The 25,313-nt window shown below is 61.6% G+C and carries 24 protein-coding genes; 7 read left to right on the top strand and 17 right to left on the bottom strand.

Annotation, left to right across the window (positions count from 1 at the left end):
• Nucleotides 1–63 precede the first annotated feature (63 nt).
• The 4 genes from OKC30_RS02655 to rplU form a co-directional block, all read right to left on the bottom strand.
• On the bottom strand, nucleotides 64–1,434 hold the full coding sequence (locus OKC30_RS02655; RefSeq protein WP_119197357.1) for a YjiH family protein: 1,371 nt from the start codon (nucleotides 1,432–1,434) through the stop codon (nucleotides 64–66).
• Between the two features lie 366 nt (nucleotides 1,435–1,800).
• Nucleotides 1,801–3,003, bottom strand: a complete 1,203-nt coding sequence (gene cgtA / locus OKC30_RS02650; protein ID WP_010673200.1) for an Obg family GTPase CgtA — start codon at nucleotides 3,001–3,003, stop codon at nucleotides 1,801–1,803.
• Nucleotides 3,004–3,192: 189 nt separating this feature from the next.
• Nucleotides 3,193–3,450 (bottom strand): 50S ribosomal protein L27, encoded by a 258-nt coding sequence (rpmA, locus tag OKC30_RS02645; RefSeq protein WP_010673199.1) that lies wholly within the window; start codon nucleotides 3,448–3,450, stop codon nucleotides 3,193–3,195.
• Between the two features lie 17 nt (nucleotides 3,451–3,467).
• Complete coding sequence (gene rplU / locus OKC30_RS02640; RefSeq protein WP_005304210.1) at nucleotides 3,468–3,779, bottom strand: 50S ribosomal protein L21; 312 nt, start codon at nucleotides 3,777–3,779, stop codon at nucleotides 3,468–3,470.
• Between the two features lie 242 nt (nucleotides 3,780–4,021).
• Here rplU and ispB point away from each other — a divergent pair, with 242 nt between their 5' ends.
• Nucleotides 4,022–4,993 carry an octaprenyl diphosphate synthase gene (gene ispB / locus OKC30_RS02635; protein ID WP_270809555.1) on the top strand — a complete coding sequence of 324 codons (972 nt, stop codon included), beginning with the start codon at nucleotides 4,022–4,024 and terminating at the stop codon, nucleotides 4,991–4,993.
• An 88-nt stretch (nucleotides 4,994–5,081) separates the two neighbouring features.
• On the opposite strand, the gene OKC30_RS02630 is transcribed toward ispB, so the two are convergent.
• The 10 genes from OKC30_RS02630 to OKC30_RS02585 form a co-directional block, all read right to left on the bottom strand.
• Nucleotides 5,082–5,270, bottom strand: coding sequence for a DUF2065 domain-containing protein (locus OKC30_RS02630; RefSeq protein ID WP_119197355.1), 189 nt, complete (start codon nucleotides 5,268–5,270; stop codon nucleotides 5,082–5,084).
• A 91-nt stretch (nucleotides 5,271–5,361) separates the two neighbouring features.
• Nucleotides 5,362–6,246 (bottom strand): protease modulator HflC, encoded by an 885-nt coding sequence (gene hflC, locus OKC30_RS02625; protein WP_010673196.1) that lies wholly within the window; start codon nucleotides 6,244–6,246, stop codon nucleotides 5,362–5,364.
• 3 nt (nucleotides 6,247–6,249) lie between these two features.
• Nucleotides 6,250–7,401, bottom strand: a complete 1,152-nt coding sequence (gene hflK / locus OKC30_RS02620; RefSeq protein WP_010673195.1) for an FtsH protease activity modulator HflK — start codon at nucleotides 7,399–7,401, stop codon at nucleotides 6,250–6,252.
• Nucleotides 7,402–7,494: 93 nt separating this feature from the next.
• Nucleotides 7,495–8,781, bottom strand: a complete 1,287-nt coding sequence (hflX, locus tag OKC30_RS02615; RefSeq protein ID WP_010673194.1) for a ribosome rescue GTPase HflX — start codon at nucleotides 8,779–8,781, stop codon at nucleotides 7,495–7,497.
• Nucleotides 8,782–8,844: 63 nt separating this feature from the next.
• Complete coding sequence (gene hfq / locus OKC30_RS02610) at nucleotides 8,845–9,108, bottom strand: RNA chaperone Hfq (RefSeq protein ID WP_011704864.1); 264 nt, start codon at nucleotides 9,106–9,108, stop codon at nucleotides 8,845–8,847.
• 72 nt (nucleotides 9,109–9,180) lie between these two features.
• A complete protein-coding gene (gene miaA, locus OKC30_RS02605; protein ID WP_119197807.1) occupies nucleotides 9,181–10,098 on the bottom strand; it encodes a tRNA (adenosine(37)-N6)-dimethylallyltransferase MiaA in 918 nt (305 codons plus the stop codon).
• A gap of 92 nt (nucleotides 10,099–10,190) precedes the next feature.
• A complete protein-coding gene (gene mutL / locus OKC30_RS02600) occupies nucleotides 10,191–12,074 on the bottom strand; it encodes a DNA mismatch repair endonuclease MutL (protein ID WP_119197354.1) in 1,884 nt (627 codons plus the stop codon).
• Between the two features lie 105 nt (nucleotides 12,075–12,179).
• A complete protein-coding gene (locus OKC30_RS02595; protein WP_202395083.1) occupies nucleotides 12,180–13,697 on the bottom strand; it encodes an N-acetylmuramoyl-L-alanine amidase in 1,518 nt (505 codons plus the stop codon).
• Between the two features lie 23 nt (nucleotides 13,698–13,720).
• Nucleotides 13,721–14,194 carry a tRNA (adenosine(37)-N6)-threonylcarbamoyltransferase complex ATPase subunit type 1 TsaE gene (gene tsaE / locus OKC30_RS02590; RefSeq protein WP_109111729.1) on the bottom strand — a complete coding sequence of 158 codons (474 nt, stop codon included), beginning with the start codon at nucleotides 14,192–14,194 and terminating at the stop codon, nucleotides 13,721–13,723.
• A 17-nt stretch (nucleotides 14,195–14,211) separates the two neighbouring features.
• Nucleotides 14,212–15,714, bottom strand: coding sequence for a bifunctional ADP-dependent NAD(P)H-hydrate dehydratase/NAD(P)H-hydrate epimerase (locus OKC30_RS02585; RefSeq protein WP_042016838.1), 1,503 nt, complete (start codon nucleotides 15,712–15,714; stop codon nucleotides 14,212–14,214).
• A 99-nt stretch (nucleotides 15,715–15,813) separates the two neighbouring features.
• On the opposite strand from OKC30_RS02585, the gene queG reads away from it, so the two are divergent.
• Entirely contained in the window at nucleotides 15,814–16,968 is a 1,155-nt protein-coding gene (queG, locus tag OKC30_RS02580) for a tRNA epoxyqueuosine(34) reductase QueG (protein WP_160837497.1), read from the top strand.
• 83 nt (nucleotides 16,969–17,051) lie between these two features.
• Nucleotides 17,052–17,795, top strand: a complete 744-nt coding sequence (gene ppgK, locus OKC30_RS02575; protein ID WP_010673187.1) for a polyphosphate--glucose phosphotransferase — start codon at nucleotides 17,052–17,054, stop codon at nucleotides 17,793–17,795.
• A gap of 52 nt (nucleotides 17,796–17,847) precedes the next feature.
• Here ppgK and OKC30_RS02570 read toward each other — a convergent pair whose 3' ends face one another.
• Nucleotides 17,848–18,303, bottom strand: coding sequence for a hypothetical protein (locus OKC30_RS02570; RefSeq protein WP_010673186.1), 456 nt, complete (start codon nucleotides 18,301–18,303; stop codon nucleotides 17,848–17,850).
• Between the two features lie 472 nt (nucleotides 18,304–18,775).
• Between OKC30_RS02570 and metN the strand changes: the two genes are divergently transcribed.
• The 4 genes from metN (at nucleotide 18,776) to rfaH (ending at nucleotide 21,878) form a co-directional block, all read left to right on the top strand.
• Nucleotides 18,776–19,819 carry a methionine ABC transporter ATP-binding protein MetN gene (gene metN, locus OKC30_RS02565; protein WP_103261496.1) on the top strand — a complete coding sequence of 348 codons (1,044 nt, stop codon included), beginning with the start codon at nucleotides 18,776–18,778 and terminating at the stop codon, nucleotides 19,817–19,819.
• On the top strand, nucleotides 19,800–20,453 hold the full coding sequence (locus tag OKC30_RS02560; protein WP_160837498.1) for a methionine ABC transporter permease: 654 nt from the start codon (nucleotides 19,800–19,802) through the stop codon (nucleotides 20,451–20,453). The genes metN and OKC30_RS02560 overlap by 20 nt, the downstream gene beginning before the upstream one ends.
• A 26-nt stretch (nucleotides 20,454–20,479) precedes the next feature.
• Nucleotides 20,480–21,280 (top strand): methionine ABC transporter substrate-binding lipoprotein MetQ, encoded by an 801-nt coding sequence (gene metQ, locus OKC30_RS02555; RefSeq protein WP_010673183.1) that lies wholly within the window; start codon nucleotides 20,480–20,482, stop codon nucleotides 21,278–21,280.
• Between the two features lie 97 nt (nucleotides 21,281–21,377).
• Nucleotides 21,378–21,878, top strand: a complete 501-nt coding sequence (gene rfaH / locus OKC30_RS02550; RefSeq protein WP_270809554.1) for a transcription/translation regulatory transformer protein RfaH — start codon at nucleotides 21,378–21,380, stop codon at nucleotides 21,876–21,878.
• A gap of 175 nt (nucleotides 21,879–22,053) precedes the next feature.
• On the opposite strand, the gene OKC30_RS02545 is transcribed toward rfaH, so the two are convergent.
• Nucleotides 22,054–24,030, bottom strand: coding sequence for a methyl-accepting chemotaxis protein (locus OKC30_RS02545; RefSeq protein WP_270661949.1), 1,977 nt, complete (start codon nucleotides 24,028–24,030; stop codon nucleotides 22,054–22,056).
• A gap of 37 nt (nucleotides 24,031–24,067) precedes the next feature.
• Nucleotides 24,068–25,279: an EAL domain-containing response regulator gene (locus OKC30_RS02540; RefSeq protein WP_160839556.1), complete on the bottom strand. Its 1,212-nt coding sequence runs from the start codon at nucleotides 25,277–25,279 to the stop codon at nucleotides 24,068–24,070.
• Nucleotides 25,280–25,313 lie beyond the last annotated feature (34 nt).

Below are 25,313 nucleotides of genomic sequence, written 5' to 3'. Positions count from 1 at the left end.
CTGACACTCGCCCATAAAAAAACGGTCAACCCGGGTTGACCGTTTTTCGTTCCACTTCGCCCCTTAGAACAGCAGGTGCGCCACACCGGCAATCACCGGCAGGGTGACCAGGGTGCGCAGCAGGAAGATGACGAACAGCTCCCACAACTTGACCGGGATCTTGCTGCCCAGCAACAGAGCGCCCACTTCCGACATGTAGATGAGCTGGGTGACCGACATGGCGGCGATCACGAAGCGGGTGATGTCGCTCTCGATAGTGGAGGCCAGCACCGCCGGGATGAACATGTCGGCGAAGCCCACCATGATGGTCTTGGAAGCGGCTTCCGCCTCCGGCAATTGCAGCAGCTCGAGCAAAGGCACGAAGGGCGCTCCCAGCCAGTTGAACACCGGGGTGTGCTCCGCCAGCATCAGGGCACAGGTCCCGACGGCCATCACCACCGGCAGCACGCCAAACACCATGTTCAGGGCGTTTTTCACCCCTTCACGCGCCACGGCGCCGAGATCCGTCATGCCGTCGGCCTTGGTCAGGGCACGATGGTAGCCGTAGCTCAGCACGCTGTGCTGATGGGGGATGGCCTCCTGCTTGCGGCACAGGGGAGTACCGTCGCTGTAGACATCCTTCTTCCAGGAGAGCGGCGGCAGGCGCGGTACCACGATGGCGGCCACCACACCGGCCAGGCAGACGGTCAGGTAGAAGGGGACGAACATGTGCTCCAGCTTCACCTGGGAGATCACCACCAGACAGAAGGTGATGGAGACGGCGGAGAAGGTGGTACCGATGACGGCCGCTTCCCGCTGGGTATAGAACTTGCCCTCATACTGCTTGCTGGTCAGCAGGATCCCGACGCTGCCATCACCGAGCCAGGAGGCGAAGCAGTCCACCGCAGAACGACCCGGCAGACGGAACACCGGACGCATGATGCGGGTCATCATGGTACCGACAAACTCCAGCAGACCAAAATCCAGCAGCAAGGGCAGCAGCAGGCCCGCAAAGATGAAGACGGAGAACAGTACCGGCAACAGATCATGCAGCACCAGGCCGCCGGTCGACCCTGAGCGCAGCACCTCGGGACCGGCTTCAAAGAAGGTCAACAGCACGAAGACCCCGCCCAGCACCCGCACGCACGCCCAGAAGGGGGAGACGTTGAACAGGCTGTTGAGGAAGGGGCGTTTTACTAGGATCGCCGGTTTGAACAGCCAGGCGATCAGGGTCATCAGCATGGTGGTGGTGATGATGGCGCTGACCATGGCCACCAGATGATCGGCAAACACCGTTTGAACCAGCTTCGCCAGCACGGCGACGGGAATGGTGACATTGCCGTCATAGATGACCGGGGTCATGAACAGCAGGATCCCGATCAGTGACGGGATCAAAAACATCAGCACGTTGCGGCGAGTACGGATTGCCGGTGCTTCCAGGGTCTTTTCCAACATATAAACAGCCTTAAATGTGACTTTTCCTTCAGCCGGGCCGCCTGCATACTCATGCCCTCGCCCGGAAAACGGGCGCAAGAATAACCCAAAAAACTGCACAAACAAGCCGTTAATTGATCATTTCAAGCATAAATATTTTATCAGGCGAACCATCCATAAGAACAAACCAAAACAGTCATGCATATCGATTCAATTTGAATGGTTAGCATAATGTTTCATACAGGTTACATTCAGGTGCGCAGTATAATCCGCAGCCACTGTCAGGCAATAAGAGACATGAAAAATATATCTATAGGGTGATCCCGTCGATCCTCCCATAAAAAAACCGGAGCCTGTCTGGCTCCGGTCTTGTCACGAACATGATGCTCAATCGCGAACGTAAATGACTTCGACGCCGTCGTCGTCCTCATCGTCCCAGTCGTCATCGTCCAGACCATCATCGAAGGCCTTGGACGCCGCCAGGGCATCGGCTTCCGCCTTGGCAAGCTGGTTCTTGTGATAGTCGTCCCACTTGAACTCCACCTTCTCGATGGCGTCTCTGGCATCTTCCGCCAGCTGACGGGGCATGGTGTCCAGCAGATCCAGGATGTCGTAGCACACCTTCTTGGTACCTTCCTTGCTGATGGCGGTGATGGCGTAGACCGGACCTTCGTGGTTGAGGGCTGCCTTGACTCTGTCCATCACTTCCTGAGCCTCTTCTTCCAGGATCAGGTCCATCTTGTTGAACACCAGCCAGCGCGGCTTGCCCGCCAGCTCGGGGCTGTATTTTTCCAGCTCCCGGACGATGGTCACGGCGTTCTCGGCAGGATCTGAACCATCCACCGGGCAGATATCCACCAGATGGATCAGGACGCGGCAACGCTCCAGGTGCTTGAGGAAGCGGATCCCCAGGCCTGCCCCCTCGGCAGCCCCTTCAATGAGGCCAGGAATGTCGGCAATGACGAAGGAGCGGGAGTTTTCACCGCGTACCACACCCAGATTCGGTACCAGGGTGGTGAAGGGGTAGTCTGCCACTTTCGGACGGGCCGCAGAAACGGCGCGAATGAAGGTGGACTTGCCTGCGTTGGGCAGACCCAGCATGCCGACATCCGCCAGCAGCAGCAGCTCCAGCCTCAGGGTACGCACTTCACCCGGGGTGCCGTTGCTCTTCTGGCGCGGCGCCCGGTTGACCGAGCTCTTGAAGCGGGTGTTGCCAAGGCCGTGGAAGCCGCCCTTGGCAACCAGCAGCTTCTGATCGTGACTGGTCAAATCCCCCAGCAATTCGCCGGTGTCTTCATCGGTGGCACGGGTTCCCACCGGCACGCGCAGGATCTTGTCCTTGCCGCGACGACCGGTACAGTTGGCACTCTGACCGTTCTCGCCACGCTCGGCGGCGTGGAAGCGCTCGAAACGGTAGTCGATCAGGGTGTTCAGGTTTTCATCGGCCACCAGATACACGTCGCCACCATCACCGCCGTCACCGCCGTCCGGGCCGCCGTTCGGGATGTACTTCTCGCGGCGGAAGCTCACACAACCGTTACCACCGTCACCGGCATCGACTCGAATCTGGACTTCATCAACAAACTTCATAGGTAACCGTCACCTTAATTCGAAAAACCGATACGCAATTACAGTGATACGGGCCCCTTCGGGCGAGGCGCATCTGGCCGATGAGGGCTGTCAGCGCCGGCTCATCCGCGTGCCGTTTTTTCGTCAAACTCATCAGAAAAACAAAAGCCCCGCCAGGTTGGCGGGGCTTCGGATCCTTGCGGTCCGTAATTACTCAGCAACGATGCTGACGTACTTACGATTCTGCGGACCTTTAACTTCGAACTGCACTTTACCGTTCGCGGTAGCGAACAGAGTGTGGTCCTTGCCCAGACCAACGTTCTCACCAGCGTGGAACTTGGTGCCGCGCTGACGAACGATGATGCTGCCAGCCAGAACTGTTTCGCCGCCGAAACGCTTCACGCCCAGGCGTTTAGCTTCAGAATCGCGACCGTTGCGGGATGAACCGCCAGCTTTTTTGTGTGCCATCTATCGTACTCCTCTAATTAAGCGCTGATGCCAGTGATTTTGACTTCAGTGAACCACTGACGGTGGCCCGCTTGCTTACGGTGGTGCTTACGACGACGGAACTTGACGATAGTCACTTTCTCGCCACGGCCGTGAGCCACAACTTCAGCCACAACCTTGCCACCTTCAACGAAAGGAGCACCTACTTTGAAAGTGTCGCCTGCAGCAACCATCAGCACTTCGTTGAAGTCGATGGTAGCGCCAGTCTCAACGTTCAGCTTTTCCAGACGAACGATTTGACCTTCGGCCACACGGTGTTGTTTTCCGCCGCTTTGGAATACCGCGTACATTTGATTAACTCCGTAAAGGCGTGTCTTTTGCTCAAGGCCAGACACGCACAAAAACCTATAACAATGGGCGGGCATTCTACGCAGAACGATTTGCCGAGGCAAGGCCAATTTAGCAAAAAGTTTATTTTGTGCGCATATCTGCCCCCGTGAATAAACGCCTAACTGTAACCCATTGTGAAATCGTGTAGAATCCCCGCCATTGCTAAAAACGCAGTAAATGCTGCCGTCACGTTACGAGACTTATGGACCAACAGACTATCCGTGCGCTCTGTGCCGCCGACATGACGGCGGTCAATGAACTGATCCTGACGAGACTCCAGTCCGATGTCAGCCTGATCAACAAGCTGGGTTTCTATATTGTCAGTGCAGGCGGAAAACGGATGCGCCCCATGCTGACCGTGATGGCCGCACGCGCACTGGGCTATGAGGGTGAAGATCACCTGAAACTGGCCGCCATCATCGAGTTCATTCACACCTCCACCCTGCTGCACGACGACGTGGTCGACGAATCCGACCTGCGCCGCGGCCGGGAAACCGCCAACGCCCTGTTTGGCAACGCCGCCAGCGTTCTGGTGGGTGACTACCTCTATAGCCGCTCCTTCCAGATGATGAGCGAACTCTCCAACCTGAAGGTGATGGAGATCCTCTCCGATGCCACCAACACCATCGCCGAAGGCGAAGTGCTGCAGCTGATGAACTGCAACGATCCGGATACCACGGAAGAGAGCTACATGACGGTCATCTACTGCAAGACCGCCAAGCTGTTTGAAGCCGCGACCCGACTCGCCGCCGTGCTGACCCATCAGCCCGAGCCCGTCGAGCAGGCCATGACCGACTACGGCAAGTACCTGGGTACCGCGTTCCAGATCATCGACGACGTGATGGACTACTGCTCCCAGAGCGAGGAGATGGGCAAGAACGTGGGTGACGATCTGGCCGAAGGCAAGCCGACCCTGCCGCTGTTGCGCGCCATGGAAGTGGGTACCCCGGAAGAGCGTCAACTGGTGCGCGATGCCATCGAGCACCGCAACGGTATGGATCATCTGGAGCGTATTCTGGGCATCCTGGATCGCACCGGAGCTCTCGAATACTCCCGCCAGCGAGCTCGGAAAGAGGCTGACAAGGCCATCGCCGCCCTCGCCATCCTGCCTGACTCCCGGCACAAGCAAGCGCTGGAGACCCTGGCCCACATGGCGGTGCAGCGCAGCGCCTGATGCCAGCCGGCGGACAATAAAAAAGAGGCCCTCTGGCCTCTTTTTTATTGTCTGAATTCGCCGTGCCACTGTCGTATCAACACAGGTTCTAACAGGCCAACGCCCACAAGATGACGCCACCTGCCACCACCAGACAGCCGCCGATGCGGCGCAGCTGTTCCGGCGGCAACTCCCCGAGCAGGCGCAGCATCTGCTGCCATGCCCTGGGAGCGAGCAAGGGCCCCAATCCTTCGAAGAGCAGCAGCAACCCCAGCCCCATCAACATGGATGTCAGCATCACCTCTCCCTATCCCTGTTCCCCTGCCGGTCTGTGGCCGGCAAACAAAAGGGCCTGAATCATCAGGCCCTTGGGTCATATCAACACATGTTTACTGCTTGTTGCCGTGCGGCGACTTGAGGTAGCGGAAGAACTCGCTGTCCGGTTTCAGGACCATGAGGTCGTTGCCACCGGCGAAGCTCTTGCGATAGGCCTCCATGCTGCGCACGAAACTGAAGAACTCCGGGTCCTTCTTGTAGCTGTCGGCATAGATCCTGGCGGCTTCGGCATCCCCTTCACCACGCAGTTGACGGGCATTACTCTCGGCGTCGGCGATCATCACGGTCACCTTGCGGTCGATGTCGGCACGCAGGATCTCGGCCTGCTCGCGGCCCTGTGAACGGTGTTCACGGGCAACCGCGGTCCGCTCGGCACGCATCCGCTGATAGATGGAGCTGGAAACTTCCACCGGCAGGTTGATCTGCTTGATGCGCACATCCACCACCTTGATGCCGAGCTCGGAGGAGCGCGCCATCTTCATCAGGGCATCTTCCATCACGGTACTGCGCTCGCCGGAGACGATGTCCTTGATGGTGCGGTTACCGATCTCGGAACGCAGGCCGTTGTTGATCTTGCGCTTGAGCAGGTCTTCAGCCTGGATCTTGTTGCCACCACCGGTCGCCAGGTAGTACTTGGAGAAGTCCTCGATCTTCCACTTCACGTAGGAGTCGATGATGAGGTCCTTCTTCTCGGACGTAACGAAGCGATCCGCCTGGCCTTCCAGAGTCTGGATGCGGGCATCCATCTTGCGTACCTGGTCGATGAGCGGCACCTTGAAGTGCAGACCCGGCTCGTACAGGCGCGGTTCACCGGAGTCGACCCGTTTCACCTTGCCAAACTGCACCACGATCCCCTTCTGTCCTTCATCGACGATGAAGATGGAAGAGAAGCAGACCATGGCGGCCACAGCGATGACACCAATAGCTAGCTTTTTCATCTATCAGTTTCTCCCTGTGCTGAAACGATCACCGCCACGCAGCGGGGTCGGAGTGGAGTTGGCCCCTTCGTTGGACGGCTGGGCCGCCTCGACTGCCGGGGTGCCCGCAGGACGTGCCGGTTGCACGGCATTCGCCTTGCCAGAGAGCTTGTCGAGCGGCAGATAGATCATGCTGTTGTTGCCAGCCGGCATGTCGACCACCACCTTGTTGGCCTGCTGATAGAGCTCTTCCATGGTTTCCAGGTAGATACGATCACGGGTCAGCTCGGGCGCGGCCTGATACTGGGGCAGTAGCTCGTTGAAGCGAGCGACTTCACCCTTGGCCTTCAACACGATCTGGGACTTGTAGGCTTCGGCCTCCTGCTCCAGACGTTTGACCTGGCCACGAGCCTTGGGCTCCACTTCACGGGCATAGGCTTCCGCTTCACGGATAAAACGCTGCTCATCTTCCTGGGCGGAGATGGCGTCATCAAACGCATCCTTCACCTCTTCCGGCGGACGCGCCGGCAGGAAGTTGACGTCCACGATCTGCAGACCCATCTGATAGGGCTCGATGATGCTGTCGATCACCTGCCAGGTTTCCTGACGCACCTTCTCACGACCCGTGGTCAGCACATCGTCCATCCGGGTGTGACCCACCACGTAGCGCAGGGCGCTGTCGGTGGCCTGGCTCAGGCTCTCGTCGGCGTTGGTCACGCTGAACAGGTACTGCTCGGGATCGACCACGCGATACTGCACGTCCATCTCGACCCGTACCACGTTCTCATCCTGGGTCAGCATGAAACCGGACGCCGGCAGGGAACGGACAGACTCCACGTCCACCGGGATCACCCGGTCGATGAAGGTCGGTTTCCAGCGCAGGCCGGGATCCACGTTGTGGGAGTATTCGCCAAAGCGCAGCACCACGCCTCGCTCGGCTTCGCGAATGGTGTAGAAGCCGCTGACGACCCACACCACCACGGCCACCACCAAGGCGATGGAGAGGCCGAACTTGCCGACGTCACCACCACCGGATTTGCCACCACCGAGCAGACCGCCAAAACGACGGCTCACCTTGCGAAGCATCTCGTCCAGATCAGGGGGGCCCTGATTCTTGCCGTTGTTCCCCCAGGGGTCACGGTCTTTGCCATTGTTACCAGGCTCATTCCAAGCCATCAGCGTCTCCATTAATACATGCGGATGGATATCATCTCTATCGGGCCACAGAGGGGCGATGAAGTCAGCAAACCAGTTATGTTCATCGACCCATCAATGCCTGATAAAGCGTTGTAAACTCTCACCTTCTTGTTTCATGAGGCGGTTCCAGTCAGCCAGTTGCAGGCGAACTTCCAGCACAAAGTCCCCCTCCTCGCTGAAACCTTCCTGCTCGATACCTTTCAGCCGATAGAGCGCACTGCGCAGTCTGGCGGCGGAAGGGGGCAGTTGCAGGGTGTGATGCACCATGGAGCCGGCCAGCAGTTCGGTCAGTGCCTGGAACAGGTATTCACTGCCCTCGCCAGTCTGGGCCGACAACCAGACTCGCACCGGTCGTCCAGCCTCATCCCGTTCAAGACCAGCCGGACGATCCCCCAGCTTGTCGATCTTGTTGCAGATCATCAGTTGGGGACGGTCATCCGCCTCGATCTCGGCCAGCACACGCTGGACCGACTCGATATTCTCCTGCATCTGTTCATCGGCACAGTCCACCACGTGCAGCAGCAGGTCCGCTTCGCGAGTCTCCTGCAGGGTCGCCTTGAAGGCCGCGACCAGATCATGGGGCAAGTGCCGAATAAATCCAACTGTATCCGCCAGGATCACATCACCCACATCCTGGATCACCAATTTGCGCAGGGTGGGGTCCAGGGTTGCGAACAATTGGTCGGCAGCATACACGCTGGCATCTGTAAGTTGGTTGAACAAAGTGGATTTTCCGGCGTTGGTATACCCCACCAGAGAAACGGTCGGCACTTCGTTGCGGTTGCGGGCACGGCGCCCCTGCTCCCGCTGCTTGGCCACCTTGTCGAGGCGGCGCAAAATGGCCTTGATGCGCTCACGCAGCAGGCGTCGGTCGGTTTCAAGCTGGGTTTCACCCGGGCCGCGCAGACCGATCCCCCCCTTTTGTCGCTCAAGGTGGGTCCAGCCTCGCACCAGACGAGTGGAAAGATGGCGCAACTGGGCCAGTTCGACCTGCAACTTGCCTTCGTGAGTGCGGGCGCGCTGGGCGAAGATATCGAGGATAAGGCCTGTTCTGTCCACGACCCGGCACTGGAACAGACGCTCCAGGTTGCGCTCCTGGGCGGGGGTCAGGGCATGGTTGAAGATGACCACGTCGGCGTCCAGCATCTGGACCTGGGACGCGATCTCTTCCGCCTTGCCGCTGCCGACAAAAAATTTGGCGCTGGGTGCGCTGCGACTGGTGGTGATCACCCCCAGTGCATTGACCCCGGCCGAGCTCACCAGCATCTTGAGCTCGTCCAGATCCTCCCGCTCGCCCTCATCGCTGAAGTTGACATGTACCAGAACGGCCTGTTCACCAGCTTCGTAACGGTCAAACAAGCGCTTGCTCCTTGACAGGTATCATGATGGATCTGAGTTGGCGAGTGAACTCGCCGCAGGATATCACGCCTCGGCTTCACCCTGCTCTTCACCGGCGGCGCCCGGGGCGTGCTGGTGATGGTTGACGGCACGGGCCGGCACCACGGTGGAAATGGCGTGCTTGTAGACCATCTGGCTCACGGTGTTCTTCAGCAGAATGACAAACTGGTCAAACGATTCGATCTGACCCTGCAGTTTGATACCGTTCACCAAATAGATAGAAACAGGAATACGCTCACGGCGCAGCGCATTCAAAAACGGGTCTTGGAGAGATTGCCCCTTAGCCATCTTTCTTTTCCTTATAGTTTGTTGTTTTTAAACACCGGATATTCAATATAACAACCTGATTATACAGGAGTGTCAAGCCGGACCAGCTTGGGCGACGACCCTGGCCAGATTGCCAGACTCACCAGATTCCAACCAGGTCACATCAGGCCAACCGCGCAACCAGGTCATCTGACGCTTGGCCAACTGGCGGGTGGCAACAATACCGCGATAACGCATCTCATCATACTCGACTTCCCCCGCCAGGTAGTCCCACATTTGGCGGTATCCCACGCAGCGAATGGAGGGAAGATCCGGGGTAAGATCCCCCCGCTCGTAAAGCGCCCTGACCTCCTGCTCGAAGCCGCTGCCCAGCATCTTGTCAAACCGCTGTTCGATGCGCTGGTGCAGCACGGCCCGATCCCTCGGCGCGATGGCAAACTGCAGCGCCCGGTAGGGCAGCCCCTCTCCCTGTACCTGGGTCAGCTCGGTGAGGGTCTTGCCGCTGATGCGGTAAACCTCGAGCGCCCGGCACAGGCGCTGGGGATCGTTGGGGTGGATGCGTGCACCGGCCACCGGGTCGATGCGCACCAGTTCGTCGTGCAGCGCCTGCCAGCCGAGGCGGGCAGCATCTTCCTCGATGCCGGCCCGAATGGTGGGATCGGCGGAAGGCAGCGGAGAAAGCCCCTCCAGCAGCGCCTTGAAATAGAGCATGGTGCCGCCCACCAGCAGCGGAATGCGGCCACGGTCGGCGATCTCTTTCATCTCCCGCAGGGCATCCTTGCAAAAATCCGCCGCCGAATAGCTCATGGCGGGATCCAGGATGTCGATCAGCCGATGCGGGGCCTGCGCCAGCTCGGCTGGCGTCGGCTTGGCGGTGCCTATGTCCATGCCGCGATAGATGAGCGCAGAGTCCACGCTGATGATGTCGCAGGGCAGGGCCTGGCACAGTTCAATGGCGAGATCCGTCTTGCCGGAGGCCGTCGGCCCCATCAGAAAAATTGCAGTCGGCAAGTCAGCCACGTTAAACACTCCCTTCGGCCGCCCCTTCACGGGCGAGCCGGCATAAAACTGGTCATATGGATGCAACAGACGACGAGACGCCGTCAGTTGCCATCGGCAAACTCGGCCAGCACGTTCGCCAGCGACAACGGGCGCACCATGCGAACGTCTGCCAGTTGGTCACTGAAATCGGCAACAAGTTCCGTCAACAACCGGGTGGCAGTGGCAAAATCGTATATTTTTTCGTCACTTATGCCTTGTTCCACCAACCACTGGCATAGTACCCCAGCCTGCGCGTCGGCATCACTGTCAGATCCGCTCTCGACCAGTTGCAACAATTCGGGTAAGAGGCGGGCCAGATCGGTCTGGCGCAGCAGGGCGGGCACCCGAGTCAGGATCATGGTGTCGCGCCCCCCGCTTTTCAACTCCAGCCCCATGCGTTTGAGCAGGCGTTCCCGCTCCTCCACCAGGGCTACCAGGTTTTTCGGCAACTTGAAGGAGACCGGCAGCAATAGAGGCTGGGCCGCCAGCCCCTGGCCCCAGGCATCCAGCAGCCAGTGGCGCAACAACAGACGCTCGGCGCGCACCAGGGAGAGCAGCGCCAGCTGCCCCTGACGCTCCATCAGCAGATAGGCCTGCTCGACCAGGCTCAGGGCGCGCCACTCCCCCGTTCGGGCTGGCGTCTCGACGGCACCGCTCTCGGCTCCGGGCCGGGATGCCGGCGTCGCCACCTCGGGCAGGGTGGTGAGCAAGGCGCCCATGCCTCGCATCGCGGCCCGGCTCGGGGGTTCGGGAGGCTGGTAGTGTCCTCCCCTGCCACCACCGCCTTCCCGCACGCCGTCGCCATCTCGTGCAGGGGCAGGAGCCCGATAGCCGTGTTCGGCACCGTACCACTCGGTGCGCGGCGCCTGACCCGGATAGGTGATCTCCGGGCTGCCCGGCAGCTCGACCTGGGTCTCGGCCAGGGGTTCATCGGTGGCGCTCCCTGCTCCGTCCTGGCGCAGGGCGGTAAACAGCGCCTGGAAGATAAAATCGTGGATGAGACGCGCCTGATGGAAACGCACTTCGTGCTTGGCCGGATGGACGTTGACGTCCACCTGGCGGGGATCCAGCTCGATATAAAGCACATAGGCCGCGAAGCGATCGGCGGGCAGCAGCTCGTCATAGGCCTGGCGGATGGCGTGATTGATGAGCTTGTCCCGCATCATGCGGCCATTGACATAAGTGTATTGCAGGTCGTTCTGCGGCCTGGCCCCTGCCGGAGTGGCCAGCCAGCCCCACAACCGCACGTCGCTGTGTTCGCTCGATACCGCCAGGGCATGGTGCATGAAGGGGGAGCCGCAGACGGCGGCAAGGCGGCGCTCCTGCTCCGCCACCGTGTTGGCCGCCTTGTACTGGCGCACCACTTTGCCGTTGTGACGCAGGATCAGGGTGGCGTCGAAGCGGGAGAGCGCGATGCGGCGCACCAGTTCGTCGATGTGGGCAAATTCGGTCTTTTCGCTGCGCATGAACTTGCGCCGCGCCGGGGTGTTGAAGAAGAGATCCACCACCTCCACCGTGGTGCCCACCGGGTGGGCCGCCGGCTTGACGGTGACGCTCATCTCACGCCCTTCCGCCTGGGCCTGCCAGGCCTCGCTCTGCTCTGCCGTACGGGAGGTGAAGGTGAGGCGGGAGACGGAGCTGATGGAGGCGAGCGCCTCCCCGCGAAAGCCCAGGCTGTTGATCCCTTCCAGATCGTCCAGGGTCGCCACCTTGGAGGTGGCGTGGCGCGACAGCGCCAGCACCAGCTCATCCCTGGCGACACCGCAGCCGTTGTCACGAATGCGGATAAGCTTGGCGCCTCCCTTGTCGATGTCGATCTCGACCCGGTCAGCCCCCGCATCCAGGCTGTTTTCCACCAGCTCCTTGACCACGGAGGAGGGCCGCTCCACCACCTCACCGGCAGCAATCTGGTTGGCCAGAATCGGCGGCAATATACGGATTGGCATCGCTTGCTCCTGCAGATGAAAAAGGGGAAGAGGTGGACCTGGCGCCATCAATGCTCACCGCCCCTCCCTGCCATCGGCAGAGAAGGGCGGCGTTCTTCACCCGCGCTATTTTCGCGGAATATAGAGCACCTGCCCTATCTGGATGTCCCGCGACTTAAGCTTGTTGATCTCCACCAGTCGCGCCTGACTCACCCCATGTTTCTCGGCGAGCCGGGAGAGACTCTGACCACGGGTGACCACGTGGCGGATCATGTTGGACTTGTCGTTGCTCTGCACGCTGGCTACCGGCGCACTCGGCTCCTGGGCTGCGACCTTGTAAGGTTTGATCACGCCGGCACCGGAGGCGCTGCCGACGCTGCTGACCGGGGCGCCGCCCTCACCGACGCGATAGGGCTCGCTCGCCGGCATCCGGTTGGTCACGACCTGCTGCGTTGGCTGGGCAGCCGGCTTGCTGACAGCGACCGGCTTGTTGGCAGGCGCCTGACGCGGCGGGGCAGCAACCTGGCCCTTGCCGGTGAGCATGGGCCCCTTGGTCGGATGACTGCGGTAATAGTTGCGGATCCCCTCGAAGATGGCCCGGGCCAGCTGATCCTGATAGCTGGCGGTGGCCAGCAGCTTCTCCTCGGCGTGGTTCGAGATAAAGCCCGTCTCCACCAGTACCGAGGGGATGTCCGGCGCCTTCAGCACCGCCAGACTCGCATGTTCCGGCGCCTTCTTGTGCAATCTGGCCACCCGCCCGAGCGAGCGCAGGATCTGGCGGCTGACGTCATAGCCTTCGGCCCTGGACTTGTCCATGGAGAGATCCAGGAAGGTCTGCGCCAGATAGGGGTTGGGATCAGACTCGGCCAATACCTTGCCAACGCCTCCCAGCAGTTCCCCCTGTTTCTCCTGCTTCTCGAGCCAGCTACCCATCTCGCGGTTGGCGCGGTTGGTCGACAGCACCCAGACGGAGGCGCCGCGAGGAGTCGAGTTGTGGAAGCTGTCGGCATGCACTGACACCAGCAGGTCTGCCTTGGCCTTGCGGGCAATCTCGGAGCGTTTGTTGAGATCGACGAAGTAGTCGCCACGGCGGGTCAGCACGGCGCGCATGCCGGGCTCCCGGTCGATGAGGGTCGCCAGCTTCTGGGAGACCGCCAGGGTCACCCGTTTCTCGTAGGTGCGGCGCGGGCCGATGGAGCCCGGGTCTTCCCCGCCGTGACCAGGATCGATGGCGATGACGATGGCCTTGCCGTGCCCCCCGACGGGAGCGGGCTGCGCCGCAGCGCTCCCCTTCTCTTCATAGGGAAGATCGATCACCAGACGGTGGCCATAGGGACCTGCCGGCGCCAGCGGGAAGACCACCGGCTTGATGGCAGAGCCGAGATCCAGCACCAGTCGCAGGCCGCCCTTCTCCAGCGGCGTGCTCTCGCGGATCTTGCGCACCAGCTCGCTCTTGTTCTCGATGCGGGCCAGGTTGGTGGCGTTGCTCGCCCCTTTCAGGTCGATGACCAGACGGTTCGGACCGGTCAGGGTGAAGTAGTTGAAATTGGGGGCGCTGCTCATGTCGAGCACCACCCGGGTGTTGTCCGGTGATGGCCACACCCGCACACTCTTGAGCTGATTGGCCCAGGTGGGCAATGCCATCAGGGAGAGAACAAAAACAAGGATCACGCGCACTGAGATGACAACCGTTCCAGAATGGCTTCGCCGATAGCAGTGCGGGCATCAATCTGCACCGCGCGCTGCTCGTTTGCATAACTCAGGGTGATCTCGAGATCCGGGGCTGGCAGCCAGCCCTCGCCCTTCTCTGGCCACTCCACCAGGCAGAGGGTATCGGCGGCGAAATAGTCGCGAATGCCCATGAACTCCAGCTCTTCCGGGTCGGCCAGTCGATAGAGATCGAAGTGATAGACCTGCCACTGGGCAAGCTCATAGGGCTCCACCAGGGTATAGGTCGGACTCTTGACCTTGCCCTCATGACCCAGTCCCTGCACCCAGCCTCGGGTCAGGGTGGTTTTGCCGGCCCCGAGGGCACCGTGCAGAAATACCGTGGTGGCCTGTTGGCACGCCTTTGCCAGACGGCCACCCAGCGCCACTGTTGCTGCCTCGTCCGGCAGTGTCATCATCAAGGTTTTTGCCATGTTCTTCTTGTTACTTGTTACTGTGTCGGATTGACCAGACGACGGATCCAGGGCAGCAGATCCGATGCCAGCATGCCCCTCTCACCCTCGGCAGCGGCCAGATCGGCGGCCTCTGCGTGGATCACGGCCCCGAGTCGGGTGGCCATGCCCGCAGACCAGCCCTGAGCCAGAAGGGCGGCGATTATACCAGACAAGAGGTCACCCATGCCGCCACTGGCCATGCCGGGGTTGCCCTCGTCGCACAGGGAAATGCGCCTGCCGTCGCAGATGAGCGACCCCGCCCCCTTGAGCAACACCACACCACCGTAGCGCTGTTGCAGTCGCGAGACGGCCGCAAACCTGTCCCCCTCGACCTCGGCGATGGAGCAACCCAGCAGGCGAGCCGCCTCCCCGGGGTGGGGCGTGAGCACCCAATTATCCTGATGACGGGGGGCCTGCGCCAGCCAATTCAATCCATCGGCGTCCAATACCAGTGGCACGGCGGCTCCGATGCCCTGTTCGAACCGGGCCCGGCCCCACCCATCCTGACCGAGCCCGGGGCCCAGTACCTGCACCGATGCCCACCCTTCATCCATGTCCGCCGGGCATCCCATCAGCTCGGGTTGAACCAGGCTGGCCGCCGGGCAATCCGGGTGCTGGCGCAGGCGTACCAATCCCGCCCCCGCCCGCAGGCAGGCCTGACCCGCCAGCAGAATGGCCCCCTGCATGCCGAGGTTCCCCCCCGTCAGCAGTACCTTGCCGCTGTGTCCCTTGTGAGCCGAGCGCCTGCGCGGGGTCAGCAACCCCTTGAGGCTGGGATAATCGATCCGCTCGGCAGCGGGAACCCGTTCCTCCCCCGGCGTCACTCCCAGGGGATCCCGGTCGAGGTGGCCGACTCCGTCCACCCCGTCGGCGGTGAGCATGCCCTGCTTGATGCCGATGAAAGTGAGGGTGCGGGTGGCACGCACCAGTGCGCCCATGGCGCGGCCGGTGTCGGCATTGAGACCGGAGGGGAGATCCACCGCCAGCACGGGCGCGTTCAAGCCATTGATTGTTGCGACGATCTTTGTCATTGACGAGGAGAGGGGAAGCTGGACGCCGGTACCGAGCAGTGCGTCTATGACCAGATCCGGCGGCGGCAGCGTGGCGGGCAGCAGATCCTCGGCCATGGTCACGCTCCCCCCCGATGCGAGCCACTCTTCGGCAGCCCGCCTGGCATCTCCCCTCAGCAGGCCGGGAGCCCGGGCGGCAATCACCAGAGGTTCGAGGCCGATGCGCCGGGCAAGGCGGGCCAGCACGTAGCCATCCCCACCGTTGTTGCCAGGGCCGACGAAGATCCACCACTGGCGGCTGTCGGGCCAGTGGTGACAGGCATAGTTGCACAGCGCATTCCCGGCCCGCTCCATCAGCACATAGAGGGGCAACCCCTCCTGCTCGGCCCAGCGCCGTTCCATGCTGCGGATCTGCTCGGCCCGCCACAGGGGTTGTGCTAGACTCTCCCACTCATTTTTGCGGATAGCGTCCCCGAACACCTCTACCATGACGGCCCCCACGTTTCATCATCCCATGACCCGGCAACTGGCACGCCATATTGCCGCCCTGCGCCTGCCACACTCCTACAGGCAGAGGGGGGATGCTGCATGACGGCTGCCGAACTTGCGCAACTGGCCCACGATATCAAGCTCTGGGCAAGGGAGCTAGGATTTGACCAGGTCGGCATCGCCGACACCGACCTCACCCTGGAAGAGCCAAGGTTGCAGGCCTGGCTGGATGCCGGTTATCACGGGACCATGGACTACATGGCGCGCCACGGCATGATGAGGGCCCGCCCCCACGAGCTGTTGCCGGACACCTTGCGGGTCATCTCGGTGCGGATGAACTACCTCCCGTTCGAGGCGGGCTTTGCCGCCACCCTGCGCAATCCCACCCTCGGCTACATCAGCCGCTATGCCCTCGGCCGCGACTACCACAAGGTGCTGCGCAACCGGCTCAAACAGTTGGGGGAGCGCATCGAGCTGCGGTGCGAAACCCTGTTGCAGGCGGCGGGACAAACCCTGGGCGAGTGGCGCCCCTTCGTCGACTCGGCCCCTATTCTGGAAAGGCCGCTAGCGGCCAAGGCGGGCCTTGGCTGGGTGGGCAAGCACTCGCTGCTGATCAACGAGTCCGCCGGCTCCTTCTTCTTTCTGGGAGAATTGCTCATCGCCCTGCCGCTGCCCGTGGATACCCCGGTGGAGAAGGAGCTGTGTGGCAAGTGCGTGGCCTGCATCAATATCTGCCCCACCGGTGCCATCATCGCCCCCTATGTGGTAGACGGACGGCGCTGCATCTCCTATCTCACCATCGAGAACGACGGCCCCATTCCCGAGGAGTTCAGGCCGCTCATGGGCAATCGCATCTATGGCTGTGACGACTGCCAGCTCATCTGCCCCTGGAACCGCTATGCCAATGCCAGCCCGGAGCCCGACTTCAGCCCGCGCCCCAATCTGCACCGCCCGCCCCTCTTGACCTTGTGGGGCTGGAGCGAGGCCGAGTTTCTCAAGCACACGGAAGGCAGCCCCATCCGCCGCATCGGCTATCAGCGCTGGCGCCGCAACCTGGCGGTGGCCCTTGGCAACGGACCGGCCAGCAGCGAGGTCCTGGCCGCCCTGCAACAGGCGCTGCCTGAGGCGGCGCCCATGGTGGCCGAGCATATCGAGTGGGCGCTGGCGACCCTGGCCAGGCGTCAGCAGGAAGAGAATAAAAAGACGCGATTGCTGATCCGCTGCATCGAAAAAGGTCTGCCGGATCACGCATAAGTGATCTGGCCCTTGCCGGATCGCAGCCATTTTTTCATGCTCTGCCGACCATTGAACATCGGCACAATAAAAGGAAGATTCTGATGCAGATGCTGGGAGTAGATATTGGGGGGTCCGGGATCAAGGGCTGCCTGGTCGACACCGAAACCGGGGAGCTGATTGGCGAACGCCACCGCATCGCCACACCGCAACCGGCAACCCCGGCCGCCGTGGCACACACCCTCAAGGCGCTGGTCGAACACTTCCAATGGAAGGGTCCCGTGGGGTGCGGTTTTCCCGCCACCATCCACAACGGCATCGCCAAGAATGCCTCCAACATCGACAAGAGCTGGATTGAGACCGATGCCGCCCACCTGTTTGCCGATGTGACCGGCCTGCCCTGCCATGTCCTGAACGACGCCGATGCGGCCGGTCTGGCGGAGATGCGCTTTGGCACCGGGCAGGATCGCCAGGGCGTCATCATTCTCATCACCGTCGGCACCGGCATCGGTACCGCCGTCTTCGTCAATGGTCAGTTGCTGCCCAATACCGAGCTGGGTCACCTGATGCTGGAAGGCATGGTGGCCGAACACTATTGCTCCGATGCGGTGCGCAAGCGCGAGGATCTTTCCTGGGGCCGCTGGGGCAAACGTTTCAACAAATACCTGGCTCGCCTGGAGTTTCTGTTCTCCCCCGACCTCTTCATCCTGGGGGGCGGCAGCGCCGCCAAGCTCGACAAGTTCATCGACAAGATTGAGACCCGGGCTCCCCTGGTGGCGGCCGCGAACCTCAACCAGGCCGGCATCATAGGCGCCGCCCTCTATGGCGCGGCCCGGCAAGGGGGCTGACCGCCAGCAACATCAGAAGACCCGGCCCGTGCCGGGTCTCTCTCATCCGGGCTCAGAGATCGTCGAGGCGATGAGCACCGTGTACCAGACGGGTCAGGCGGGATTGGGCCATGGAGGCCAGGGCTTTCAGCAGCGCCGCCGTGTCGGGCGTGGGGCACTCCCGGGCCAGACGTTCCAGCTCGCCGATGAGCCTCTCCTCCTGGCGTGACACCAGGGCCACTATCTCCGCGGGCTGGGTTGTGGCGGGCAGTGCCAGACGATCCCCCTCGGCCAGCAGATCCTCGCCAAATCCCTGATCCAGCCAGGTCTCCTTCACCGCGCTTCCCATCTGCTCGCGATAATCGTGCAGATGAGCCGCCGCGGCATCCTCCCGCCCTTGCAAATAGGCCAGCAACATCCTGCTGCGCTCAGCATCCACCCGGGGGATCTGGCGCCCGTAAATGTGCCCTTGCCGATGATGAAGCTCCTCGAGATAGAGCATCAGGTCCTTGATCTGTTGGAATCGCATCTCGCCTCCCTCCTGGCATCTACCTGCAGCCAGTATAGGGAGCTGGCATGTCGACACGGCCACGAACTGGTCATTTATTGTTCTGCATCAAGGAGATGGAAAAGAAAACAGAAAAAGAGACGGCAGGAGGAAGGGGAAACCGGCAGCGATGCTGCCCGGACGACCGGGTACCTTGTCCGAAGGGGAGACATCAAATCGACGACATAAAAGATATTTACCAGCTTATATTCGGACCAATGTCATCAAATCGGAATCTTATATTGATGCTGGTGGTTATACCTCCACACCATAGTCAAATGGCGGGAATCCTTATCCATTTTTTAGACGTCTAGACGTAAAAACATGCGTTGACACAGCCATCCGGACATCTTAGCATCATCCTCCATGATGACAGAGCTACCCAGTGAAACCTCTGCCCAATTTACCCGCCTGTAGCGCCCTGTGCTTTAAGGCTGTTAGCACGGAAGAATCCATGATTAAGTTGATCGGTCTCAACAAAGTCTACGGTAAAGGCAGTGATGCCGTGCACGCCCTGCGTGACGTGAGCCTGCATGTGCCCCAAGGCAAGATCTTCGGGGTGATCGGTGCCTCCGGTGCCGGCAAGAGTACCCTCATCCGCTGCGTCAACCTGCTGGAGCGCCCCACCGAGGGGCAGGTCATCGTCGATGGCCAGGACCTGGTCGCCCTCAGCGAGCGGGATCTGACTCAGGCTCGCCGCCAGATCGGCATGATCTTCCAGCACTTCAACCTGCTGGCCTCTCGCACCGTCTCCGCCAACATCGCCTTCCCGCTGGAGCTGGCGGGCTGGAGCAAGGACAAGATCCAGAGCCGGGTCAGCGAACTGCTGGCCCTGGTCGGGCTGGAAGCCCGTGCCCACGCCTATCCGTCCGAGCTCTCCGGCGGGCAGAAGCAGCGCGTCGCCATCGCCCGTGCCCTGGCACCGGCTCCCAAGGTCCTGCTGTGTGACGAGGCCACCTCGGCCCTCGACCCGCAGACCACCCGCTCGATCCTGACCCTGCTCAAGGAGATCAACGTCAAGCTGGGGCTCACCATACTGCTCATCACCCACGAAATGGACGTGGTGAAGGGGATCTGCGACGAAGTGGCCATCATCAGCGACGGCCATCTCATCGAGCAGGGGGAAGTGGCCTGGTTCTTCAGCAATGCAAAGACCCAGCTGGCCCGGGATTTCATCCACTCCACCATCCACCTGGAAGTGCCCCAGGAGTATCAGGATCGGATGAGTGCCGAGCGGGTGCCCGGCAGCTATCCCCTGGTGAAGCTCGGCTTTACCGGGACCACGGTGGATTCGCCGCTGATTTCCGAGGCGAGCCGCCGTTTCAACATCGACATCAGCATCCTGAGCGCAGACATCGAATACGCCGGTGGCGTCAAGTTCGGCTTCCTGCTGGCGGAACTGTTCGGGGACGAGGCCCAGTGCGAGGCCACCCAGCAGTTCCTCATCGACAACCACATTCAGCTGGAGGTAATGGGTTATGTCCGAAGCAATGATTAATCTGCTGATTTCGGCTCTGGGCGACACCCTCATCATGGTGTTTGCCTCCGCCCTGTTCGGCTGCCTGCTCGGCCTGCCGCTCGGCGTGGCGCTGCACGTGACCAAGGCGGGCCAGATCCTGGCCAATCCGCTGCTCAACAAGGTCCTGGGCGTCATCGTCAACGTCGGTCGCTCGGTGCCCTTCATCATTCTGCTGGTCGCCATCATTCCGTTGACCCGCTTCATCGTCGGCACCAGCATCGGCACCATCGCCGCCATCGTGCCGCTGACCGTGGGCTGTATTCCCTTCATCGCCCGCCTGGTGGAAGGGGCCCTGATGGAGGTGCCTGACGGCCTGCTGGAAGCGGCCAAGGCCATGGGGGCCAAACCCCTGCAAATCATCACCAAGGTGCTGCTGCCCGAGGCCCTGCCGGGGATCCTCAACAGTGTCATCATCACCCTCGTCACCCTGGTGAACTACTCCGCCATGGCAGGTGCCATCGGAGGCGGTGGTCTCGGTGATGTGGGTATTCGCTACGGCTACCAGCGTTTCGATCCCACCGTCATGCTGGTCACCGTGGTCATTCTGGTGGTGCTGGTTCAACTCATCCAGAGCGCGGGTGAGCGCCTGGTCAAACAATGTGATCATCGTTAATCGTCGATTTCTGACAGGAGGTTTTTATGAAATTGGGCATCAAATCCGCAGCAGCTGCGCTGCTGGCAACCCTGGTACTGGTCGGTTGCGGCCAGAAGGAAGAGAACAAGACCCTGAAGGTGGGCGCCATCGCCGGTCCCGAGACCGAGCTGGTTGAGACCGCGGCCAAGGTGGCCAAGGAAAAATACGGCCTGACCGTCGAAGTGGTCACCTTCTCCGACTACGTCACCCCGAACGTGGCCCTGAACGACGGCAGCGTCGACGTCAACGCCTTCCAGCACAAGCCCTACCTGGATGCCCAGATCCGTGATCGCGGCTTCAAGCTGGTGCCGGTCGGCAACACCTTCGTCTACCCGATCGCCGGTTACTCCAAGAAGGTCAAGGCCCTGTCCGAGCTGAAAGACGGTGCCCAGATCGCGGTGCCGAACGATCCGACCAACCTGGGTCGTTCCCTGATCCTGCTGGAGAAGCAGGGCCTGCTGAAGCTGAAAGAGGGTGCCGGTCTGGAAGCGACCGTACTGGACATCGCCAGCAACCCGCGCAACTTCAAGATCGTCGAGCTGGAAGCCGCACAACTGCCGCGCTCCCTGGAAGACGTGGATCTGGCCATCATCAACAACACCTTCGCCGGTCAGATTGGTCTGACCCCGACCGAGAACGGCCTGTTTGTCGAAGACAAGGAGTCCCCCTACGTCAACCTGATCGTTGCTCGCGAGAACAACAAGGACGACGAGAAGGTCAAGGAGTTCGTCCAGTCTTTCCAGACCGACGAGGTCTTCAAGAAGGGGACCGAGCTGTTCAAGGGCGGTCTGGTGAAAGGTTGGTAATCACTCACTCTGGAAAAAAGGCCACGTCAAGCGTGGCCTTTTTTTTTACCCCCGTTATGATAGCCGCAAGCACGGCAACACGAAAAACAGAACAACAATGAAGAAATGGTATCTGGCCTACTGCAAACCCAAGGAAGAGGCCCGCGCCCGCGCCCACCTGGCAGCCCAGGGCATTGAATCCTATTACCCCATGGTCGAGATTGAAAAACTGCGGCGAGGCAAGCGCGTGCCCCAGCGCGAGCCCATGTTCCCCAACTATCTCTTCATCTACGTGGATCTGGAAGAGGTCACCCCGGTCACCCTGAAATCGACCCGGGGCATCAGTCGCATCATCCACTTCGGCAAGGAGTGGACCCCCGTCAGCAGCCAGCTGATCTACCGGCTCATGAGCCGGGACGACAGCGACGAGGCGCGCGCCAGCTATGCCCGTCTGCCGACCCAGGGAGACAAGGTACTTATCGAATCCGGCCCCCTCGCCGGGTTTGAAGCCATCTATCTGGAGCCGGATGGCGAAAAGCGGGCCATCCTGCTGGTCAACCTGCTCAACCAGGAGACCTGCAGCAGCTTCGAAAACCAGGCCTTCCGCCGCCTGGAGTGACCCGTCCTGTCGGCAGAAAGAGCCACAGGGCAGTACACAAGACACCATCCCCCTGATTCCGAACGGTCAGGACCGCACCTGCGACGTGCATCCTTCCACCACCAGGTTATCGGGCCGAAAAAAACGGGGCAGACCCGCAGACCCAGAGGTCTGCCCCATTTTTCTCTCCCTTGCGTCAGGCATCCAGTTCGAAGCGGCTGATGGCCGATGTCAGTCTCCCGGTCTCCCGGGTCAGGCGGGCGGCGATCTGCTCCCCCTGCTGGCCATGCTCGCTGGACTGATGGCTGAGCCCGGCAATCTCCTCCACCGTGCCCGCCACCTCCTGCGCCGCCCTTGACTGCTGCTCGGTGGCGGTGGCGATGGCGGCAAGCTGGCCGCTGAGATCCTGCACCAGCGTCGCCATCGACTCCAGGGTCTCGGTCACCGAGGCCACGGCGCCGCGCCCCTGCTCCACCAGCAGGGTGCCGCTGCCCACGGTATCCGCGGTCTCCCGGGTCTGCTGCTGGATGCTGGCAATGGTCTGGTTGATCTCCATGGTCGATGCGCTGGTGCGGCTGGCCAACTGCCTCACTTCATCGGCCACCACGGCAAATCCCCGTCCCTGCTCACCGGCCCGCGCCGCCTCGATGGCCGCATTGAGTGCCAGCAGATTGGTCTGCTCGGCGATGGTGGCGATCACTTCGGTGACCCTCCCCACCTGCTCGCTCTGGCTGCTGAGCTGCGTCATCGCCTGGTTTGCCTGGGCAATCATGGCACCAATCTGCGCCATGGTGGTCCCCATGCGGGCGAGGGCCTGCTCCCCCTCCCTTGCCTGTTGCTCGGTCTGGCGAGCCGCTCCCGCCGCGTCCGCAATGTTGCCCGCCACATCCCGGGTACTGACCGACATCTGCTCGATGGCGGCTGCCACCGCATCGAGCCGCTGATTCTGGCTTGCCAGATCATCCACGATGGCATTGGTGGTCTGGCCCACCTCGCGGCCAGCCCCTTCCACCTGACCGACCGCCCCCTGGATCTCCCCCACCAGCTCGCGCAACTGTGCCGACATCCGGTTGATGGAGCCCGTGAGCCCTCCCAGCTCATCCTGACGAAGCACGGGCAAGGGGATGACGGGGAGGCGGCCATCGGCCACCAGGCCCGCCCGTTTCACCAGGCTGGCGATGTCCCGGGTCAGGCGCCGGCTGAACAGCAGGGCCACCAGGGTGCCCAGCAGGATGACGCTGGTGGTGGCCAGCAGCAGGGTGCGGTGAATAGCCTGACTGGCGGCCGCCATCTCCCCCGCCATCTTGTCCACCTCGGCACGGGTATGGGTCACCTGAGTCGCCAGCTGACCCGCCAGCCGGGTCAGGGCGGGCTCTATCTCGGTGGCCATCAGGTGGTTGGCCCTGTCCCAGTCCGGGGCCTGGCGCTTCTCGATCACCTGGCCGACCAGCTCGGCAAAGGGGGCTGACATCTCTTCAAAGAGCGTCCAGAGCCCCTTTTGTGCCTCGGTGAAGTTGGCCTCCTGCTGTTTCAGCTCGGCCACCCGCTGCTGGTGAAACTGGTAGTAGTCCCGGTACTTGTCCAGGTACTCCTTCTCCCCCGAGATGAGGAAATCCCGCAGGGCGGAGAGCGCATTGCCCAGGCTGTTGTAGGCATCCCCCACCTGCTTGAGCAGCAGGCGCCTGTCACCGGGCAACGTCGCCTGGGGCGTCGCCACCTCTTCATTGGCAAAAGACTGCAACTGATCGAGGGCCGACTCCGCCAGGGGGCCGGCCTCCAGCAGCATCAGGGTGTGGGCGGGCAGGTTCTCTTCGGTGTGAGCCAGGGCCCACACCTGTGACTGTGCCCCCTTGAAATCCTTGAGTGCCCGGGTCAGGTCGGGGGTGAAACGCTGGCGATCGATGGCGTGCCAGGCATCTTCCCACTCCTGCTTGATGCGATCACCCTGTGCCGGATCCTTGCCGAGGATGAGATAGGCCCGCAGGGATGAAACGGTGGCAATCAGGGCTTTCTGGCTCGCCTCGTCCCGCTGCAGGGCGGGCAGGGCCTGGGCCAGCAAGGCATCTTGCGAGCCTTCGATCCGGCCGAGCTGATGATAGACAAGGGCGGAGGAGAGAATGATGAGCAGGTTGATAAAACAGAAGCTCAACAACAACTTGCTTGATATTTTCATGGCCATCCTTGGAATTCGTCGGGCATCCTGCCCGGGATTAGCGTCTGATGAGCGCGGGCAAACGAGCCTGCCAACCCTGATGCCATCCCATCAGCTCCTCACGGGGCATGGGACGGGCGGAGAAGAAGCCCTGGCATTGATCGCACCCCAGCTTCGCCAGCAATTGCCAGGTCGCCTCATCTTCGACCCCCTCGGCCACCGATTTCAAGCCCAACTTGCGAGCCAGCTCGATGCTGGACTCGATGATGGCTAGGCGAGAGGGATCTTCATAGCAGCGATCCACGAAGGATCTGTCCAGTTTCAACTCGGTAAAGGGGAGCAGGGCGAGCTGCTGCATGGAGGAGTAGCCGGTCCCGAAATCATCGATGGAGAGACCAAAACCGTGCATCCGCAAGCGGGTCAGCACCTCCAGCGACTTGCCGAGATCCTTGACGAAGGCGCTCTCGGTCACTTCGAGGGTGATGAGCTCGGGGTTGATGCTCCAGCGCTGGCAGTGGCTGAGCAGGGTGTTGCACAGATCTCCCTCGATGAGGGAGGTGGTGGAGAGGTTCATCGACAGGTTCAGGGAGAGCCCGGTCTTCTCCCACAGGTGGCCGTCCCGCAGCGCCTTGCCGATGATCACCTCGGTGAGCGGGTCGATGAGCCCGTTGTGCTCCGCCAGCGGGATAAAACGGGCCGGCGAGATGAGGCCATATTCGGGGTGCTGCCAGCGGGCAAGCGCCTCCATGCCGAGCCACTCCCCGTTGTGAAAACCCACCTTGGGTTGATACCAGGGCAGCAACTGGTCCTGATCCAGCGCCCGGCGCAGCTCATCCAGGGTCAGGTGATAACCATCCTCTTCCTGGCTGCGCACCTGCTGGGGCCGCCAGGCACCGATGAGCTGCGCGATCTGCTGGGGAGACGCGGGTTTCTCGATGCGCCCCAACACCTGCAGGCCATAGGCCCGGCTCATGCGCAGCACGGCATCGACCACGTCATCCTCCAGGGCGCTGCACAGCACAATGCCGCCGCGGAACCCGCCAAGGGAGAGGCGGCGCAGCAGCGCTATGCCATCCATGCCCGGCATGCGCAGATCGCAGAACAGGATGTCGACCCTGTGGTGCTGGCACTGTGCCAGCGCCTCCTCCCCGTCCTGCGCCTCCAGCAGGTTGCCGTAGCCCAGTCCGCGGATCTGGTGCATCAGGGCCTTGCGCTGGAAGTTGTGATCCTCCACCACCATGATCGCCAACTCATGCCGTGCGCTATTCATCGAGCCATAACCCCGTTTCACCTCTGATAGAGTC

This window comes from Aeromonas sp. QDB18 (assembly GCF_027705325.1).
In the GTDB taxonomy this organism is placed as follows: domain Bacteria; phylum Pseudomonadota; class Gammaproteobacteria; order Enterobacterales; family Aeromonadaceae; genus Aeromonas; species Aeromonas caviae.
Note: the sequence above shows the minus strand (reverse complement) of the source record. Positions and strands in the feature narration are given on the sequence as shown.

Bases quoted from the DNA above. Each gene is read 5' to 3' on its own strand.
- OKC30_RS02655 (WP_119197357.1), bottom strand. From the start codon at position 1,434: ATGTTGGAAAAGACCCTGGAAGCACCGGCAATCCGTACTCGCCGCAAC.
- cgtA (WP_010673200.1), bottom strand. From the start codon at position 3,003: ATGAAGTTTGTTGATGAAGTCCAGATTCGAGTCGATGCCGGTGACGGT.
- rpmA (WP_010673199.1), bottom strand. From the start codon at position 3,450: ATGGCACACAAAAAAGCTGGCGGTTCATCCCGCAACGGTCGCGATTCT.
- rplU (WP_005304210.1), bottom strand. From the start codon at position 3,779: ATGTACGCGGTATTCCAAAGCGGCGGAAAACAACACCGTGTGGCCGAA.
- ispB (WP_270809555.1), top strand. From the start codon at position 4,022: ATGGACCAACAGACTATCCGTGCGCTCTGTGCCGCCGACATGACGGCG.
- OKC30_RS02630 (WP_119197355.1), bottom strand. From the start codon at position 5,270: ATGCTGACATCCATGTTGATGGGGCTGGGGTTGCTGCTGCTCTTCGAA.
- hflC (WP_010673196.1), bottom strand. From the start codon at position 6,246: ATGAAAAAGCTAGCTATTGGTGTCATCGCTGTGGCCGCCATGGTCTGC.
- hflK (WP_010673195.1), bottom strand. From the start codon at position 7,401: ATGGCTTGGAATGAGCCTGGTAACAATGGCAAAGACCGTGACCCCTGG.
- hfq (WP_011704864.1), bottom strand. From the start codon at position 9,108: ATGGCTAAGGGGCAATCTCTCCAAGACCCGTTTTTGAATGCGCTGCGC.
- mutL (WP_119197354.1), bottom strand. From the start codon at position 12,074: ATGCCAATCCGTATATTGCCGCCGATTCTGGCCAACCAGATTGCTGCC.
- OKC30_RS02595 (WP_202395083.1), bottom strand. From the start codon at position 13,697: ATGGCATTGCCCACCTGGGCCAATCAGCTCAAGAGTGTGCGGGTGTGG.
- tsaE (WP_109111729.1), bottom strand. From the start codon at position 14,194: ATGGCAAAAACCTTGATGATGACACTGCCGGACGAGGCAGCAACAGTG.
- OKC30_RS02585 (WP_042016838.1), bottom strand. From the start codon at position 15,714: ATGGTAGAGGTGTTCGGGGACGCTATCCGCAAAAATGAGTGGGAGAGT.
- queG (WP_160837497.1), top strand. From the start codon at position 15,814: ATGACGGCTGCCGAACTTGCGCAACTGGCCCACGATATCAAGCTCTGG.
- ppgK (WP_010673187.1), top strand. From the start codon at position 17,052: ATGCAGATGCTGGGAGTAGATATTGGGGGGTCCGGGATCAAGGGCTGC.
- OKC30_RS02570 (WP_010673186.1), bottom strand. From the start codon at position 18,303: ATGCGATTCCAACAGATCAAGGACCTGATGCTCTATCTCGAGGAGCTT.
- metN (WP_103261496.1), top strand. From the start codon at position 18,776: ATGATTAAGTTGATCGGTCTCAACAAAGTCTACGGTAAAGGCAGTGAT.
- OKC30_RS02560 (WP_160837498.1), top strand. From the start codon at position 19,800: ATGTCCGAAGCAATGATTAATCTGCTGATTTCGGCTCTGGGCGACACC.
- metQ (WP_010673183.1), top strand. From the start codon at position 20,480: ATGAAATTGGGCATCAAATCCGCAGCAGCTGCGCTGCTGGCAACCCTG.
- rfaH (WP_270809554.1), top strand. From the start codon at position 21,378: ATGAAGAAATGGTATCTGGCCTACTGCAAACCCAAGGAAGAGGCCCGC.
- OKC30_RS02545 (WP_270661949.1), bottom strand. From the start codon at position 24,030: ATGAAAATATCAAGCAAGTTGTTGTTGAGCTTCTGTTTTATCAACCTG.
- OKC30_RS02540 (WP_160839556.1), bottom strand. From the start codon at position 25,279: ATGAATAGCGCACGGCATGAGTTGGCGATCATGGTGGTGGAGGATCAC.